Here is an 18,265-nt window from a genome sequence, read left to right as displayed (position 1 = left end):
TGCACACATGAAAAAAATAAAGCCCAGACCCATTTGATAGATTGAATAACTGAGGATCAGAATTAAAGCTACTAGCAGCGAGGAATACATCCAAAAGCCCCATCGCCAGTCAGCAATAAGAAATAGCAAAAGAAAATGTTATTAGAAAAAATAGTGTTTGATGCTCCCCCCCCAAAAAAACAAAAAACCTCATCAGCAAAACGAATGAAGTGTCTATTTTTTGAAAAGGGTTATCCAACCCTGCATCCAGATAGTCATATAACCTTATATAAACCTAAGTATCGCCATATGTATAAAATGAACGTACAGCAATACTCTGAGAAACAAATCCTATGGCCAGCAACACCACAAAAAACTCAGCTGAGCACAATACCTCTTTAAGAAACCTTGATTTCGCCAAAAGCATTTAGAATGCTTAAAAAAAGAAAGAGATAACTATATCAATATCCAAACCATAGAGATTCAGATAAGTCATCTCTTCTCCAAACTATCGATTCTTCAACTTAGGACCAACCAGCCTTCGCACACCAAGTGTGTTGAGTATTTTTTTGGGCCGGACACAATATATATTGCGCAGCAAGAACAATGAACGTTTCAGCGAAAATCTATTAGTAGACCTCAGCATAGCCAAAAACGTAACAAAGTAGTTCGCATATAGATCACATCGTAAAACTTTATAGCTATCAAAATAATGCTCAATATCTTCAAAATAGATAGAGTACGCCTTTAACTTTCCTGATTGTGTGGATAGATACGAACCCGCAGATGGATTGCATCTATACTTAACCAGAGATTTGTTTATATAAACAGCCTTTCCTTCGGGAATTAAAGAGTCCATAGCAAAAAACCACTCCATAAACTCACGATTTATAACCGTTTTCCTTGAGCTTCTTCTATATGCATACGAACTATGGACAGCAACTGACCCCCAACGAGCAAGCTCCTCCCCCGAAATATCTATTGATCTTTCGGCAGAATCTGGAAATTGTGTATCAGACAAGTATTTACCATCATCAGAAAAGTATACTGCTTTATGGAAGACGACATTGACTTGAGCATCTTCCTGAAATTCTTTATATTGAAGAGCTAACTTTCCAGGGAGCATTACATCATCACCATCAAAATGGAAAACGATGTCGCCCGAAGCCATTGAGTGTAAACCAAGATAGTTTAATGCAGGCCCTACATTTTCTGAGCGAAGGTTTAGTTTGAGTCTTCCCTCATGCAAGCGAGAGTACTCAAGAAGAACCTCTTGAGTTCTATCAGTAGAACAGTCATCAGAGACTATAACTTCACACTCGAAATTTATTTCTTGCGACAGGATACTATCAAGACACTCTACAATATAGCGCTCTTGATTGTAGCAAGATACGACGACAGTAGCTGATAACATTATACTTCCCTTCTCCTATAGAGAAAAAAGCCTGATACGGCGACCACAAAATATACAATATTCATTAACAAAGTAGCTAGGAATACACCTTTTAGACCGAGCCCCAAATTAAGAAAAATAGAGCTGGCACTAAAAAAGAATATCCCCTGAAGCAGTTCGCTTACGATATAGATCTTCAGTGCAGCCTTGGCTATAACTACAAAACCGATAACATAAGTCGAAACACGAAAAAAATCCGCAATTAATTGATACTTAATCAATGACTCTAATGATTCAAACTCACTCGATAATATTATTGGTATAATTTGCACTCTTAGTAAAAAGAAAATGCTCGCCCCAAAAAGAAAAACAAACATAACGACTGCCATGAACCTCAAGACTAAACTTGCAATTTCCTTTCTATTATTACTTCCTGAGATTGTAGGCATAAAATAGACTGCAAGGAATATGGTAAAAAAACCCATATATGCACTTGAAACTTTAATCGCCCCTTGCCATATTCCAGCTGGCGCATAGCCTATGTGATTGATAATTTGTTGCCGAACGAGTATTTCTATAAGAGGTACGCTCACCGCTCCCACCAGGGCCATGGAAGTAAAAACGGACAACCTTCTCACAGCTAGCGCATTAATCTTTGTTTTAATTTTGGCTCTAAAGAAAAAAGACCTACGATAAAAAAAATATGCTGGAATTGAATAAATGAGAAACATCAAAACCATTGAAATTGCGGCACCTACCAGCTGATAAAATCCAATTAAAAACCAGCTGATCGGTACAACTAGAACATTTCCAGAGATCTGAATAAGTGCATATGTTTTAGTATCACGCAGTCCATTAGCGATACCGCACACTAGATTAACAAATGCAAAACCAAACTGAGCCAAAAATAAAAAAACTATTATTTTATAATATTCCTCGCTCTTAAAAATATAACCCGAGATATCTCGCGAAAAACAAACTCCAACTATACAAAAAAAAGTACAAAATAAAAGAGAGTATAATTTTGCTGAACCAATAAACTCAGCCAACCGTCGAGGTTGTTTTTTATACTCTGCTACATATTTGATCACTCCATTAGATATGCCGCCACCGGCCATCAGAGATAGCATAGCAACGAGGCTCATAAAATTACCCAGTAACCCCATACCACCAGCACCTAAATAAACCGCAATCAGTTTTATCAAAATAAAACCAACGGCAATTTTAGATGTTTGAGAGGCGACAGTTAAAGCAGCACTCTGTAATGCATGTTTTCGACTAACTACCATTCGACTTGCATTACTAGCAACATGCATTGACAGCCTCGACGACAGTATCCACTACAGTAGCTCTCTCGATATCAGTCATTCCATACCAAATTGGAAGTCTGATTAAACGCTCGCTCTCAGATGTTGTAAATTTATCCTTACCAACAAAAGCACCAAGTCGAATACCCGCTGGAGCAGAGTGTAATGGAATATAGTGAAATACCGCACCAATCCCATTATTTTTTAAATACTCTAATACCTTTGTCCTAACACCAATATCAGGAAGCTTAACGTAAAACATATGAGCATTACTTATACATTCTGCGGGAATTATAGGCAGCTCTAGCTTCCCATTAGCTGAAAGCTCACTGAGATTTTCATAAAAAAATCTCCATGTTTTCATTCTAGACTCTTTTATTTCTTCAACTTTTTCAAGCTGACCATACAGATAAGCTGCTTGAAGTTCCCCTGGAAGGTAACTACTGCCCAAATCCACCCAGGTATACTTATCAATCATTCCTCGAAAAAATAGGTTTCTATTCGTTCCTTTCTCTCGAATGACTTCAGCCCTGAGTATAAAACTCTCATCATTTATAATTAATAAGCCGCCTTCGCCACCACTTGTATAGTTTTTTGTTTCATGAAAACTATAAGCTGCCATGTGCCCTATTGTCCCTAAGGGTCTTCCTTTATAGAAAGATGTCATTCCCTGGGCGGCATCTTCAATCACATACAACCCATAATGATTTGCTATACCCATTATTGTATCCATTTCACAAGCAACACCGGCATAATGAACTGGAACTATGGCTTTGGTATTCTTTGAGATAGCCGCTTCAATAAGCGTCTCATCAATATTCATCGTATCTGGACGAATATCTACAAAAACAATTTTTGCCCCCCTAAGAGCAAACGCATTCGCCGTACTTACGAAAGTGTAGCTAGGCATAATTACTTCATCACCCGGCTGAATGTCGATTAACAAAGCAGCCATTTCTAAAGCTTGAGTGCAGGAAGGGGTTAATAGAGCTTTTTTGCAACCCAAACTTTCTTCAAACCATTTTTGGCAAAGGATGGTGAATTTTCCATCACCGGACATCTTATCACTGCGCATAGCTGATATCACATACTGATCTTCACTTCCAGTATATGGTGGCTTGTTGAATGGGATATTCATTTTTCGTTTACATCCTTTAGTCAAAATACTTTTACATTTATTTAAAATAATTAACCAATCTATAACTCATTACAAGCATATACCTTACAAGGTACCACCCAACAATAAAGATGCTTCACGTAAAGTATAAAAATCATCTTGATTCCGTAGCATATACGGATAAGCTTTCAGCATCCTGCAACTGTTAGCTAGCTTACGCCAGTTTCACAACATGTGACTTGCACTGAATAACATTTAAATTATACACAACTGTCGGAAAATCTTAACCTTTACAAGCTATTTTTAGCCCTGGAAGGTCAAAATTCCAGGCTCCCTTGCTCTCTGCAAAAGCTCATCGCGCGAGAGATGCCCCTTCATCATGCACACGAAAGCGACTTCTTATAATGATAACGAGTAACAGACAGAGCCCCCTCTAACCCCGCCCCTACGAGAACCCCAATCAGGATGATGATCATTTTTTAGAGCGTACTGGGTTACCTATGCTAGCCATAGGTCCGTCCTTCAAACAAACTGATAATCTATCAGACTCAACAACCACTGAATTATAAAATATTTTTTGAACTAGTAGATATCGAAGCTCGTTTCATTATCTTTAGAGCAATTTCCTGCAGCTCGCTTTATAAATAGTTCATTAAACGATGACTCGCTGAGAGAACCCCTCATAGCTATTTATGCTTGAGTTAATTTTATAATTTTTCTAACTTTAGACGACCTCAGAATATGTTCCCAGAAAACTCTCTAAGATAGTTATCAGATCGAACGTTACGAATAAATGTAGAGTAAATTTTAGCGATCGTTTCACGCATAGTACCTTCATCTTTCAGAAAGCTATAACCGATAATCGAAACGCCCCTAACCCCCTGGTAGGCACAATAAAATCCGAGCTTCGTAAGCTGGCTTGATAATAAAATCGAAAACAGCAAAAATAAAGGTCACAACTAATATACTGAATAAAAACAGCAACCGTTCAAACCATAAATTCCTTAGCAAGGTGAAGAGCTTTATTCGAATAGGGGAGGAAACCTCAGAATGATCTGTTTCTATAGCCATTTAAAGACTCCGAGCAGCACATTGATAATAACTAGCCATTCCCGGAACAAAATTCACTTCTGGATATATAGAATATAAAAACACTCCCCCTTAACCAACATTCAAGTAGAGACGACTTTCATATTTATCTTAGACTTTCAAAAAATATATCTACAACCTCAAAAAACAAAAATCAAAATGAGCAACATATAACTTTAAGTGCAGCGTTCATTATTTAACTTTCTTCTTCATTGACACGATCTCTCAACTCTTTACCCGGTTTGAAATGAGGCACAAACTTGCCATCCAGACTGACTGATTGACCAGTTTTTGGATTTCTGCCTACGCGAGGAGCACGATAGTGAAGAGAGAAACTACCAAATCCTCGAATCTCAATTCGATCACCGGTAGCCAGACACTGTGACATCTGTTCAAGCATGGTCTTTATCGCCAACTCGACATCCTTGGATGAGAGCAGCCCTTGATGGGTGACAATTCGTTCGATCAACTCCGACTTCGTCATATTTTTCCCTTCTTTTTCAAGCAGCTAGGTCAGTGCTTCAAAGGTTTTAGCATGCTCTGAGGGTTTTGAACAGCCCATCTGCCACGCCGATACAAACTCCTTTCTTGCAGAAGATGCAGTTACAAAAATGCAAAGCGGCCCTATCGACACATGACCAACATCGTTCGAGTCAGATAACCCGCCGGATTCCAACCGAAAGGATAATCTCCCTCCTCATCCTTGGCGTCGATAGATTTGCTAATGACCTTGTAGCCATTGGCCTTACACTCACGTGCAGCACGCTTGTAGCATTTGCCCCAATCCGACCCCAGCCCCGAACAATCGATCTCTATGCCACTGACCCCGCGCACCGCGTGGGTCTTTACATTGGTCGTACACCCAGCCAAAAGAAGAATCAAAACCACGACACCCAACCTGCTCATGCCCTTCCTTAAGGCAGCTTATGCTGCTTGAATAATGCACCATTGAGTAAGCCTAGACTCAAATACACAGCCGACCCACCTAAGAAAGAGACAACTCATTGCACAGATTGGTTTCCCCCAAACACTCTTGCTCTGACCCTCTCGAATTTCAGGCATAAAAAAGGGCGACCGAAGTCGCCCTTTTTATGGTCTGACAGAACTTAGTTCTGCTTTTCCATTTGTGCACGCAGCAGGTCACCCAGAGTGGTAGGACCAGCAGCGATATCCGAAGCAGCTGGCTTGTCGCGCAGGCTCTGGATAGCTTCTTTCTCGTCTTCAACATCTTTCGACTTGATCGAGAGCTGGATTACACGGCTCTTACGGTCAACGCTGATGATCTTGGCTTCAACTTCTTCGCCTTCTTTCAGAACGTTACGCGCATCTTCGATGCGGTCACGGCTGATTTCGGAGGCTTTCAGAGTAGCTTCGATATCGTTAGCCAGGGTGATGATGGCGCCTTTGGCGTCAACTTCTTTTACAACACCCTTAACGATTGCGCCTTTGTCGTTCTCTTGGACGTACTCGGAGAACGGATCGCTTTCCAGTTGCTTGATACCCAGGGAGATACGCTCGCGCTCTGGGTCAACCGACAGGATAACGGTGTCCAGCTCGTCGCCCTTCTTGAAACGGCGTACGGCTTCTTCGCCCACTTCGTTCCAGGAGATGTCGGACAGGTGAACCAGACCGTCGATGCCGCCGTCCAGACCAATGAAGATACCGAAATCGGTGATCGACTTGATGGTGCCGGAGATCTTATCGCCCTTGTTGAACTGGCCAGAGAAGTCTTCCCATGGGTTGGACTTGCACTGCTTGATGCCGAGGGAGATACGACGACGCTCTTCGTCGATGTCCAGAACCATAACTTCCACTTCGTCGCCGACTTGTACGACTTTCGAAGGGTGGATGTTCTTGTTGGTCCAGTCCATTTCCGAAACGTGTACCAGGCCTTCCACGCCTTCTTCCAGCTCAGCGAAGCAGCCGTAGTCGGTCAGGTTGGTTACACGAGCGGTAACGCGGGTGCTTTCTGGGTAACGAGCCTTGATAGCAACCCATGGATCTTCGCCCAGTTGCTTCAGGCCCAGGGAAACACGATTGCGCTCGCGATCGTACTTCAGAACCTTGACATCGATCTCGTCGCCAACGTTGACGATTTCGGAAGGATGCTTGATACGCTTCCAAGCCATGTCGGTGATGTGCAACAGACCATCGACGCCACCCAGATCGACGAATGCGCCGTAATCGGTGAGGTTCTTGACGATACCTTTGACTTGCTGACCTTCCTGCAGGGATTCCAGCAGAGCCTCACGCTCAGCGGAGTTCTCGGCTTCGAGGACGCTGCGGCGGGAAACGACAACGTTGTTGCGCTTCTGGTCGAGTTTGATGACTTTAAACTCGAGCTCTTTGCCTTCCAGGTGCGTGGTGTCGCGCACTGGACGGACGTCAACCAGAGAACCTGGCAGGAACGCACGGATGCCGTTAACGTCGACAGTGAAGCCGCCTTTAACCTTACCGTTGATAACGCCCTTGACCACTTCTTCGGCTGCGAAGGCTGCTTCCAGAACGATCCAGCATTCAGCGCGCTTGGCTTTTTCACGGGAGAGCTTGGTTTCACCAAAGCCGTCTTCAACCGAATCCAGAGCAACGTGAACTTCATCACCAACATTGATGGACAGTTCGCCAGCATCGTTGTAGAACTGCTCAAGCGGGATCAGCGCTTCAGACTTCAGACCAGCGTGAACGGTTACCCAACGCGCTTGGTAGTCGATGTCGACGATAACACCGGTGATGATGGAGCCTGCCTGAAGGTTCAGGGTTTTTAGGCTTTCTTCAAAGAGTTCCGCAAAGCTTTCGCTCATTTTAATTCCTGTTGATAAGGGCGAAGAATCCGCCCATCTGCCACATCCCAGACGATGTGGGTTACGTTCATATAAAAGAACGATCGCAGGACTATGACTGGTCCCCTGCAATCCTTCTTGTTCACCCGGCGATATCGCGAATAGCGATTTCACTCAAGATGCGTTGCAACACCTGATCGATGGACAACTCCGTGGAATCCAGCTGTATGGCGTCAGCCGCCGGCTTGAGCGGGGCCACCGCTCGCTGGGTATCGCGCTCATCACGCGCACGGATCTCATCTAGCAGACTCGACAGACTAACACCATCGACCTTTCCCTTCAACTGCAAGTAACGGCGACGAGCACGCTCCTCGGCACTGGCAGTCAGGAAAATCTTCAACGGAGCGTCGGGAAACACCACGGTTCCCATGTCGCGGCCATCGGCAACCAACCCCGGCGGCTCCTGAAAGGCACGCTGACGCTGCAGCAGGGCGTCTCGCACAGCAGGCAACGCCGCAACCTGAGAAGCCCAGGCCCCGACCTGCTCGTTGCGCAGGTCATCCGTCACGTCATCACCCTCAAGAATGATACGCTGCGGATGGTTCTCGGTAGCCCCGAGAAACTGCACATCCAGGTGAGCCGCCAACAATTTCAGCGACTCTTCATTGGTCAGGTCGACGCCATGATTGCGCGCAGCGAACGCCAGCAGCCGGTACAGCGCTCCGGAGTCCAGCAGACACCAGCCCAGATGCTTGGCCAGCTTCCCGGCAATGGTGCCCTTACCCGAACCACTCGGCCCATCGATGGTGATCACCGGCGCCTTGATATTCACGACTGAGCCTCTTGCGCGACACGGATCCCCACTTGCGCGCACAGCGCAAGGAAGTTCGGGAACGAGGTCGCGACGTTGGCGCAGTCATGAATGCGGATCGGCGCATTGGCGCGCAGCGAGGCGACACTGAAAGCCATGGCGATACGGTGGTCACCATGCCCATGAACCTCCCCGCCGCCGATCTGGCCACCCTCAATGATGATGCCGTCCGGGGTCGGTTCGCACTTGACCCCCAGGGTCAGCAGGCCATCAGCCATCACCTGGATACGGTCAGACTCCTTGACCCGCAGCTCTTCAGCGCCACGCAGCACCGTGCGTCCTTCGGCGCAAGCGGCCGCGACGAACAACACAGGGAACTCATCGATTGCCAGCGGTACCAACTCTTCGGGAATCTCGACCCCCTTGAGCTTGGCGGCGCGCACATGCAGATCGGCAACCGGCTCGCCACCCACTTCGCGCTGGTTTTCCAGGCGAATGTCAGCGCCCATCAACCGCAGGATATCGATGACACCTGTACGGGTCGGGTTGATCCCCACGTGCTCCAGCACCAGTTCGGAACCTTCGGCAATGGATGCAGCCACCAGGAAGAACGCTGCGGAAGAAATGTCCGCAGGCACCTCAATATGGGTTGCCTTGAGCTTGCCGCCGGATTCGACCGAGGCCGTGGCGCCGTCGACACTCACCGAGTAGCCGAAGCCACGCAGCATGCGCTCGGTATGGTCACGGGTCGGAGCCGGCTCGGTGACCGTTGTTTTTCCTTCGGCATATAAACCTGCCAACAACAGGCAGGATTTAACCTGCGCACTGGCCATCGGCAAGGTGTAGGTCAGCCCCTTGAGCTTGTGACCGCCACGAATCACCATCGGCGGGCGACCCTCGGCAGCCGTCTCAATGACCGCGCCCATTTCCCGCAGCGGGTTCGCCACACGATTCATCGGACGCTTGGACAGGGACGGATCGCCAGTCAACGTGCTGTCGAAGCTTTGTGCAGCCAGCAAGCCCGACAGCAGGCGCATCGAGGTACCGGAGTTCCCCAGGTAGATCGGCCCTGGAGCCGGCTTCAAGCCGTGCAAGCCAACACCATGAATGGTCACACGACCATGATGCGGCCCTTCGATGACCACGCCCATGTCGCGGAAAGCCTGCAAGGTCGCCAGAGCATCTTCGCCCTCGAGGAAACCTTCCACTTCAGTGGTGCCCTCAGCCAGCGAGCCAAGCATGATCGAGCGGTGAGAAATCGACTTGTCGCCCGGTACACGAATCCGCCCAGACAGGCGGCCACCAGGATTTGCCAGGAAAATCAGATCGTTGGAGTTCATAGCGTCCACATAGGCCCGGCGGGCCAGGATTTTACCGAAATGCTCGCGGGCAACCCGGGCGCGAGTGAATACGCCCAACAATTGATGCCCGTCCCCTGCATCGACCGCATCACGCAGAGCGTCGAGGTCGTTGCGAAATGTATCGAGTGTGCGCAGTACCGCCTCGCGATTGGCAAGGAAGATGTCGTGCCACATGACCGGGTCGCTGCCGGCGATTCTCGTGAAATCGCGGAACCCGCCCGCAGCGTAACGGAAGATATCGAGATTTTCACTGCGCTTGGCCAGGGAATCGACCAGACCGAACGCCAGCAGGTGCGGCAAATGGCTGGTCGCCGCCAGGACTTCATCGTGACGCTCGACCTGCATGTGCTCGACATCCGCCCCCAGCTCACGCCAAAGCCTGTCGACCAGGTCCAGCGCCGCGGCATCAGTCTGCTCCAGAGGCGTCAGGATCACCTTGTGTCGACGAAACAGCTGCGCGTTGGAGGCTTCCACACCACTCTGCTCGGAGCCCGCAATGGGGTGCCCCGGGACAAAACGTGCAGGCATGCCGCCGAAAGCTTCTTGTGCAGCGCGCACCACATTGCCTTTGGCGCTGCCGACATCGGTCAGCACCGCTTGGCCCAGATCCATACCGGCAAGCAGAGCCAGCAGCTTTTCCATGGCCAGGATCGGCACCGCCAGTTGAATCACATCGGCGCCCTGGCAAGCCAGGACCAGATCTTCTTCACAGCGATCCACCACCCCCAGTTCGACCGCCAACTGGCGGGACTGCGGATCCAGATCGACACCGACTACCTCACGACACAGGCCACTTTCACGCAAACCCTTGGCAAAGGAACCGCCAATCAACCCCAGGCCGATCACCACCAGGCGACCGATCATAGGCACAGCAGATTGCATTGGAATGACATCAAGCACGGGCCAGAACCTTGGCCAAGGCCTCAAGGAAACGAGTATTTTCCGCCGGCAGGCCGATGGTGATGCGCAAATGATTTGGCATGCCGTAGTTGGCTACCGGACGCACGATCACCCCCTCACGCAACAACCCCTGGAAAATCGGCGCAGCCTCACGCCCCAGGTCCACGGCAATGAAATTGCCCTTGGAAGGAATCCAGCTCAGGCCCAGATCACGGACCCCCTCCTCCAACTGCTGCATGCCGGCCTCGTTCAGACGACGACTCTCGGCCAGGTAGTCCATATCCTCAAGTGCGGCGCAAGCCGCAGCCAAGGCCAGGCTGTTGACGTTGAAAGGCTGGCGCACACGGTTCAGCACATCCGCCACCACCGGGGCCGACAGCCCATAACCGACCCGCAGGGCTGCCAGGCCATAGGCCTTGGAGAAGGTTCGCGAAACCAGCAGGTTCGGGTAGGCCGCCAGGAAGTCCAGGCCATCCGGCAGGTCACTGCCTTCGGCGTACTCGATATAGGCCTCGTCCAGCACCACCAGCACGTGGGCCGGTACATCCTGCAAAAACTCGTCCAGTTCCTCGGCACCGAACCAGGTACCGGTCGGGTTGTTCGGGTTGGCGATGAACACCACGCGGGTCCGATCATCGATCGCCTTGAGCATGGCTGGCAGGTCATGCCCCCAGCTCTTGGCCGGAACCACGCGAGCCTGGGCTCCGACAGCCTGGGTAACGATGGGGTAGACGGCAAATGCGTGCTCGCTGAACACCGCATTCAAGCCAGGCGCCAGGTAGGCACGAGCCACCAGCTCCAGAATGTCGTTGGAACCGTTGCCCAGGGTCACCTGGTCGATTTCCACACCGCAGCGCTCGGCCAGCAGGGACTTGAGGGCAAAACCGTTGCCATCCGGATAACGGGTCAGCTCGGCAAGCTCGTCACGAATCGCCGCCAGGGCCTTGGGGCTGGCGCCCAGCGGGTTTTCATTGCTCGCCAGTTTGACGATGGTGGCCGGATCGATGTCCAGCTCACGGGCCAGTTCGTCCACGGGCTTGCCCGGAACGTAAGGCGAAAGTTGTTGCACGCCTGGTTGTGCCAGTGCGAGGAAGTCGCCACTCATTGTTAAAGCCTCAGAGAACCGCTTTCGGGTAGGAACCCAGCACCTTGAGTGCTACTGCTTCCTGACTGATCTTTTCCAGCACACCCTTGACCAACGGATCACGGTGGTGGCCGACGAAGTCGATGAAGAACACATAGGTCCATTTGCCACTGCGCGAAGGTCGGGTCTCGATTCGCGTCAGGTCGATGCCATTGTCGTGGAATGGCACCAACAGCTCGTGCAAGGCACCGGGCTTGTTGCTCATGGACACGATGATCGAGGTCTTGTCGTCGCCGGTCGGCGGCACTTCCTGATTACCGATCATCAAAAAGCGCGTGGAGTTGTCCGGACGATCCTCGATTTTCTCTGCCAGGCGCGTCAGGCCATACAGGCCTGCCGCCATGTCGCCGGCGATCGCCGCCGAATTCCACTCGCCCTTGACCCGCTTGGCCGCCTCGGCGTTGCTGGACACCGCCACGCGCTCGACATTCGGGTAATGGGCGTCCAGCCACTTGCGGCACTGGGCCAGGGACTGGGCATGGGAATAGATGCGGCTGATGCTGTCGGTCTTGGTGTTCTCACCCACCAGCAGATGATGGTGAATGCGCAGTTCGACTTCACCGCAGATCACCATGTCGTGCTCGAGGAAGCTGTCGAGGGTGTGGTTCACCGCACCCTCGGTGGAGTTTTCCACCGGCACCACGCCGAAGTTCACGGCGCCGGCCGCCACTTCACGGAACACCTCATCGATCGCCGCCATCGGCTTGCTGATCACCGCATGACCGAAGTGCTTCATGGCCGCGGCTTGGGTGAAGGTACCTTCAGGACCGAGGTAGGCCACTTTCAATGGCTGCTCCAGGGCCAGGCACGAAGACATGATTTCGCGGAACAAACGCGCCATCTCTTCATTGCCCAGCGGCCCCTGGTTGCGCTCCATCACCCGCTTGAGCACCTGGGCTTCACGCTCGGGACGATAGAACACCGGCACTTCGCCCTCGGCGAGGGAGCCCATCTTGACCCGCGCCACTTCCTGGGCACAGCGCGCGCGCTCACTGATCAGCTCCAGGACCTTCTCGTCCAAGGCGTCAATACGCAGGCGCAGAGCCTTGAGTTCTTGCTCAGACATCAGCCGTGTTCCTTCTCGAACTCCGCCATGTAGGCCACCAGCGCATTGACTGCGTTGATGTCCACGGCGTTGTAGATGGAAGCGCGCATGCCACCCACCGAGCGGTGGCCCTTGAGGTTCAACAGGCCGCGAGCCTCGGCGCCCACCAGGAACGGTTTGTCCAGGCGATCGTCGGCCAGACGGAACGGTACGTTCATCCAGGAGCGGTCGGTCTTGTTGATCGGGTTGCTGTACAGGCCGCTGGCGTCGATGAAATCGTACAGGGTGCGCTGCTTGGCCTCATTGAGCTTGGCGATGGCTTCAACCCCGCCCTGCTCCTTGAGCCATTCGAACACCAGGCCGGACAGATACCAGGCCAGGGTCGGCGGCGTGTTGTACATCGAGCCGTTGTCCGCCGCGACCTTGTAGTCGAGCATGGTCGGGCACAGCGAACGGGCACGCCCCAGCAGGTCTTCGCGAATGATGTTCACCAGGATGCCGCTGGGGCCGATATTCTTCTGCGCGCCAGCGTAGATCATGCCGAAACGGGAGATATCCACAGGGCGCGAGAGGATGTCGGACGACATGTCGGCCACCAGGGGAACGTCGCCGGTTTCCGGGATCCAGTTGAATTCCAGGCCGCCAATGGTTTCGTTCGGCGCGTAGTGCACGTAGGCCGCATCTTGCGACAGCTGCCATTCGTTCTGGCCGGGAATTGCGAAATAGTCGTAAGGCTTGGCAGTGGCCGCCACATTCACCTGCCCGTAGCGGGAGGCTTCCTCAATGGCTTTCTGCGACCAGATACCGGTGTCGACATAGTCGGCCTTGCCACCCTCGGGCAGCAGGTTCAGTGGGATCTGGGCAAATTGCTGGCTGGCGCCGCCTTGCAGAAACAGCACTTTATAGTTCGAGGGGATATTCAGCAGATCACGCAGATCCTGCTCGGCCTTGGTGGCAATGGAAACGAACTCATCGCTGCGATGGCTCATTTCCATGACCGACAGGCCCTTGCCATGCCAATCCAGCAATTCGGCCTGGGCACGCAACAGGACAGCTTCAGGTAGCGCAGCGGGACCTGCGCAGAAGTTATAGGCTCGTTTGCTCACATCCACTCTCGCTATGCATTCACGGTAGCGGACAGAGCAAACACTCTGCCCTGCTACGATTTATTTAGTCTTGCGACTCTTCTTCGCCTGCGGCGTCTGCCTGTTGGCCTTCGGCTGCCTCATCGGTATCGGCAACCGCATCCAGCACGGCTCCCTCGAATTCAGCACCCTCTTCACCTTCGAACTCTTCGCCCTCGATTTCCGATGGCTCCTGCACCCGCTCCAGGCCCACCAGGGTTTCATCGCTGGCCAGCTTGATCAGGGTCACGCCTTGAGTGTTACGGCCCAGGCTCGACACTTCGTCGACACGGGTACGCACCAGGGTGCCCTGATCGGAAATCAGCATGATCTCCTCACCATCCAGCACCTGCACCGCGCCAACCAGGCGACCGTTACGCTCGTTGCTGACCATGGCGATAACGCCCTGGCCGCCACGCTTGTACTCGGGGAACTCGCCAATGGCGGTACGCTTGCCGAAACCACGCTCGGAGGCGGTGAGGATCTGGCTGCCTTCTTCCGGAATCAGCATGGAAATCAGCTTCTGGCCTTCCGCCAGGCGCATGCCGCGCACACCGCGAGCGGTACGGCCCATGGCGCGCACGTCGGACTCCTTGAAGCGAGTGACCTTGCCTCCGTCGGAGAACAGCATGACTTCACGCTCGCCATCGGTGATGGCGGCACTGATCAGCACGTCGCCTTCGTCCAGCTCCAGGGCGATCAGGCCCACGCTGCGCTGGCGGCTGAAGGACTCCAGCGGGGTCTTCTTCACGGTGCCGTTGGCGGTCGCCATGAAGATGTAGTGACCTTCGGTGTACTCCTCTACCGGCAGCATGGTGGTGATGTATTCACCCTCATCCAGCGGTAGCAGGTTGACCAGCGGACGACCGCGTGCCGCACGGGATGCTTCAGGAATTTCATAAGTCTTCAGCCAGTACACCTTGCCCTTGCTGGAGAACAGCAGCAGCGTGGTGTGGCTGTTGGCAACCAGCAGGTGAGCGATGTAGTCCTCATCCTTGACGCCTGTGGCCGACTTGCCTTTACCACCACGACGCTGGGCCTGGTAGGCAGCCAGCGGCTGGGTCTTGGCGTAGCCGCCGTGGGAAATGGTCACCACACGCTCTTCTTCCGGGATCATGTCACCCAGGGTCAGGTCGAGGCGGGCATCGAGAATCTCGGTGCGGCGCACGTCGCCGTATTCAGCGCGGATCACTTCCAGCTCTTCGCGGATCACTTCCATCAGGCGCGTGGCGCTATTGAGGATGCGGATCAGCTCGCCGATCTGGTTGAGGATCTCCTGGTACTCGGCCAGCAGCTTTTCGTGCTCCAGGCCAGTCAGGCGGTGCAGGCGCAACTCCAGAATGGCTTGTGCCTGTTCCGGGGACAGGAAGTACTTGCCGTCGCGCAGACCGTATTGCGGATCAAGGTTTTCCGGACGGCAGGAATCCGCACCGGCACGCTCGACCATGGTCATGACCGCGCTGGACTCCCAAGGGGTGCTGATCAGCGCTTCCTTGGCTTCCGACGGCGTCGGCGAGGCCTTGATCAGGGCGATCACCGGATCGATGTTGGACAGGGCAACGGCCTGGCCTTCAAGGATGTGGCCACGCTCACGAGCCTTGCGCAGCTCGAACACGGTACGCCGGGTAACGACTTCACGACGGTGACGAACGAAGGCTTCCAGCAGATCCTTGAGATTGAGAATCCGCGGACGGCCGTCGATCAGCGCCACGATGTTGATGCCGAACACTGCTTGCAGCTGGGTCTGGGCGTAGAGGTTATTGAGGATCACCTCAGGCACTTCGCCACGACGCAGCTCGATCACGACGCGCATACCGTCCTTGTCGGACTCATCGCGCAGTTCAGTGATGCCTTCGAGTTTCTTCTCTTTCACCAGCTCGGCGATCTTCTCGATCAACCGCGCCTTGTTCAGTTGGTAAGGCAGCTCGGTGATGACGATCTGTTGGCGGCCGCCAACCTTGTCGATGTCTTCGATGATCGAGCGGGCACGCATATAAATGCGGCCACGGCCGGTGCGATAGGCCTCGATGATGCCTTCGCGACCGTTGATGATCGCCGCGGTCGGGAAATCCGGGCCGGGGATGTACTGCATCAGCTCGTCGACAGTCAGCTCGGGATTGTCGATCAGCGCCAGGCAACCATCGATGACTTCACCGAGGTTGTGCGGCGGAATGTTGGTCGCCATGCCCACGGCGATACCGCTGGAACCGTTGACCAGCAGGTTGGGGATCTTGGTCGGCATGACCGCCGGGATCATCTCGGTGCCGTCGTAGTTCGGCACCCAGTCCACGGTTTCCTTGTGCAGGTCGGCCAGCAGCTCATGCGCCAGCTTGGTCATGCGAACTTCGGTGTATCGCATGGCCGCCGCGTTGTCGCCGTCGACCGAACCGAAGTTACCCTGGCCGTCTACCAGCAGGTAGCGCAGGGAGAATGGCTGGGCCATACGAACGATGGTGTCGTACACCGCGGTATCACCGTGCGGGTGATACTTACCGATCACGTCACCGACAACACGGGCAGATTTCTTGTACGGCTTGTTCCAGTCGTTACCGAGCTCGCTCATCGCGTACAGCACACGCCGGTGCACGGGCTTCAAGCCATCGCGCGCATCAGGCAGTGCCCGCCCGACGATTACGCTCATCGCGTAGTCGAGGTAGGACTGTTTCAGCTCGTCTTCGATATTGACCGGGAGGATTTCTTTGGCCAGTTCGCCCATGAGAAGCCTGATTCCTTTTTCTGGTGAAACTTCGTCACATCCATATGGGACGAACGAAGCTCGCCGCTGCAGGCCTAGTGCCATGCACCGACTTACGACAAATCAACAAGTTATGCCATGGATTTGCGCAGTGAAGGCAGCCGCGTCGGACCACCTTGGAAACCGCCGGATGTTATCACAATCGCCGCCACGCACCTATCCCCCTGACGCGCATGGAGCATAGTTAGTTGACCGGTGACAGCCTGATAAGAGACGAGAGGGGCTCAGAGGCCAAATTCGCACATAATTAAGCGCTTTTTACTGAGCTGACAGCTTTCCCGGGAAGCTGGCACCAACGACTTGCCCGGGCACTCGTCAGTGCAAGCGCTTGCGGCACATCAATTGCGCCATCTTGGCCGTGTCCGGCCGCTCGACAACGCCCTTCTCGGTGACGATGGCATCGATCAGGTCCGCTGGCGTGACATCGAGCAACGGATTGAAGCCCTCTACCCCCTCCCCCATGCGCTTGCCCGCGATCTCCAGCAACTCCTCGCCCGCCCGCTCTGCCAAGGGAATGTCATCACCGCTGGCAAGGCTCATGTCGATGCTCGAACTGGGCGCCACCACCATGAAGCGAACACCGTGGTGCATGGCATTGACCGCCAGCTGGTAAGTGCCAATCTGGTTCGCTACATCGCCATTGGCAGTGATGCGGTCCGCCCCCACCACGACCCAGGTCACGCCCTTGGTCTTCATGATGTGCGCGGCGGCTGCATCGACATTTACCGTTACCGGAATGCCTTCGCTGGCCAGCTCCCAGGCCGTCAGGCGCGAACCCTGCAACCAGGGCCGGGTTTCATCGGCGTAGACCCGCTCCACCATACCTTCCAGCCAGGCCGCGCGAATCACCCCCAGGGCCGTGCCGAAACCACCGGTGGCCAGGGCGCCGGTATTGCTGTGAGTCAACAGGGCCTGGGGGTTGCCCTGATGCCGCCGGATCAGGTCCGCACCCAGCTGAGCCATGGTCAGGTTGGCTTCGCGATCGCTCTCATGAATGGCCAGGGCTTCAGCTTCCAGCGCTGCCAACGGATCAGCATGTTCCCTGACCCGCTCCAGGCGCTCGCGCATGCGATTGAGCGCCCAGGACAGATTCACCGCCGCAGGAGCGGCATCCGCCAGCAAGGTGAAATCCTCTTCCAGCGCCGCAAACCAGTCGCCACCTGCGACAAATCGTCCACGTGCTGCCAGAACCAGGCCGTAGGCAGCACTGATGCCAATGGCCGGCGCCCCACAGACCACCATCGAGCGAATCGCCTCGGCCACTCCAGCGGCGCTGTCATAGGCAATCCAGGATTCCTCGAAAGGCAAGGCCCGCTGATCGAGCAGGTACAGAGTGCTATCCCGCCATTCAATGGCCCTGACTTTCTCCGCAGCCAACAGACGATCGCGCATCCCTCACCCCGCACTCATGAACAAAAGCCGCCGATTATAGCGATCCCCCTGCCAGGACGCTCGGGTAT

General features: G+C 53.2%; 13 protein-coding genes. All 13 read right to left on the bottom strand.

Annotated elements, in window-relative coordinates; all coding sequences use genetic code 11:
• Positions 1 to 487: 487 nt before the first annotated feature.
• Positions 488 to 1,393 (bottom strand): glycosyltransferase, encoded by a 906-nt coding sequence (locus ACUXVH_RS20955; RefSeq protein ID WP_073698962.1) that lies wholly within the window; start codon positions 1,391 to 1,393, stop codon positions 488 to 490.
• Positions 1,393 to 2,688: an O-antigen translocase gene (locus tag ACUXVH_RS20950; protein ID WP_176707128.1), complete on the bottom strand. Its 1,296-nt coding sequence runs from the start codon at positions 2,686 to 2,688 to the stop codon at positions 1,393 to 1,395. The genes ACUXVH_RS20955 and ACUXVH_RS20950 overlap by 1 nt, the downstream gene beginning before the upstream one ends.
• Positions 2,675 to 3,817, bottom strand: coding sequence for a dTDP-4-amino-4,6-dideoxygalactose transaminase (gene rffA, locus ACUXVH_RS20945; RefSeq protein WP_073698964.1), 1,143 nt, complete (start codon positions 3,815 to 3,817; stop codon positions 2,675 to 2,677). Before rffA ends, ACUXVH_RS20950 begins: the two co-directional genes overlap by 14 nt.
• Before the next feature lie 1,264 nt (positions 3,818 to 5,081).
• On the bottom strand, positions 5,082 to 5,369 hold the full coding sequence (ihfB, locus tag ACUXVH_RS20940; protein WP_073698965.1) for an integration host factor subunit beta: 288 nt from the start codon (positions 5,367 to 5,369) through the stop codon (positions 5,082 to 5,084).
• A gap of 140 nt (positions 5,370 to 5,509) precedes the next feature.
• A complete protein-coding gene (locus tag ACUXVH_RS20935) occupies positions 5,510 to 5,791 on the bottom strand; it encodes a hypothetical protein (RefSeq protein WP_065365456.1) in 282 nt (93 codons plus the stop codon).
• A gap of 200 nt (positions 5,792 to 5,991) precedes the next feature.
• Complete coding sequence (gene rpsA / locus ACUXVH_RS20930; RefSeq protein WP_007931318.1) at positions 5,992 to 7,686, bottom strand: 30S ribosomal protein S1; 1,695 nt, start codon at positions 7,684 to 7,686, stop codon at positions 5,992 to 5,994.
• Positions 7,687 to 7,807: 121 nt separating this feature from the next.
• Positions 7,808 to 8,497, bottom strand: a complete 690-nt coding sequence (cmk, locus tag ACUXVH_RS20925) for a (d)CMP kinase (RefSeq protein WP_011062580.1) — start codon at positions 8,495 to 8,497, stop codon at positions 7,808 to 7,810.
• Complete coding sequence (locus tag ACUXVH_RS20920; RefSeq protein ID WP_065365455.1) at positions 8,494 to 10,701, bottom strand: bifunctional prephenate dehydrogenase/3-phosphoshikimate 1-carboxyvinyltransferase; 2,208 nt, start codon at positions 10,699 to 10,701, stop codon at positions 8,494 to 8,496. Before ACUXVH_RS20920 ends, cmk begins: the two co-directional genes overlap by 4 nt.
• Before the next feature lie 28 nt (positions 10,702 to 10,729).
• On the bottom strand, positions 10,730 to 11,842 hold the full coding sequence (gene hisC / locus ACUXVH_RS20915; protein WP_123397301.1) for a histidinol-phosphate transaminase: 1,113 nt from the start codon (positions 11,840 to 11,842) through the stop codon (positions 10,730 to 10,732).
• A gap of 10 nt (positions 11,843 to 11,852) precedes the next feature.
• Positions 11,853 to 12,947 (bottom strand): prephenate dehydratase, encoded by a 1,095-nt coding sequence (gene pheA, locus ACUXVH_RS20910; RefSeq protein ID WP_011062583.1) that lies wholly within the window; start codon positions 12,945 to 12,947, stop codon positions 11,853 to 11,855.
• Complete coding sequence (gene serC / locus ACUXVH_RS20905; RefSeq protein WP_011062584.1) at positions 12,947 to 14,032, bottom strand: 3-phosphoserine/phosphohydroxythreonine transaminase; 1,086 nt, start codon at positions 14,030 to 14,032, stop codon at positions 12,947 to 12,949. The genes pheA and serC overlap by 1 nt, the downstream gene beginning before the upstream one ends.
• A 64-nt stretch (positions 14,033 to 14,096) precedes the next feature.
• Positions 14,097 to 16,766 carry a DNA gyrase subunit A gene (gene gyrA / locus ACUXVH_RS20900; protein WP_011062585.1) on the bottom strand — a complete coding sequence of 890 codons (2,670 nt, stop codon included), beginning with the start codon at positions 16,764 to 16,766 and terminating at the stop codon, positions 14,097 to 14,099.
• A gap of 354 nt (positions 16,767 to 17,120) precedes the next feature.
• A complete protein-coding gene (mtnA, locus tag ACUXVH_RS20895) occupies positions 17,121 to 18,197 on the bottom strand; it encodes an S-methyl-5-thioribose-1-phosphate isomerase (protein WP_065365453.1) in 1,077 nt (358 codons plus the stop codon).
• Positions 18,198 to 18,265 lie beyond the last annotated feature (68 nt).

It is taken from the genome of Pseudomonas sp. 8(2025) (genome assembly GCF_052665325.1).
This window is presented reverse-complemented; position numbering and strand designations above follow the sequence as displayed.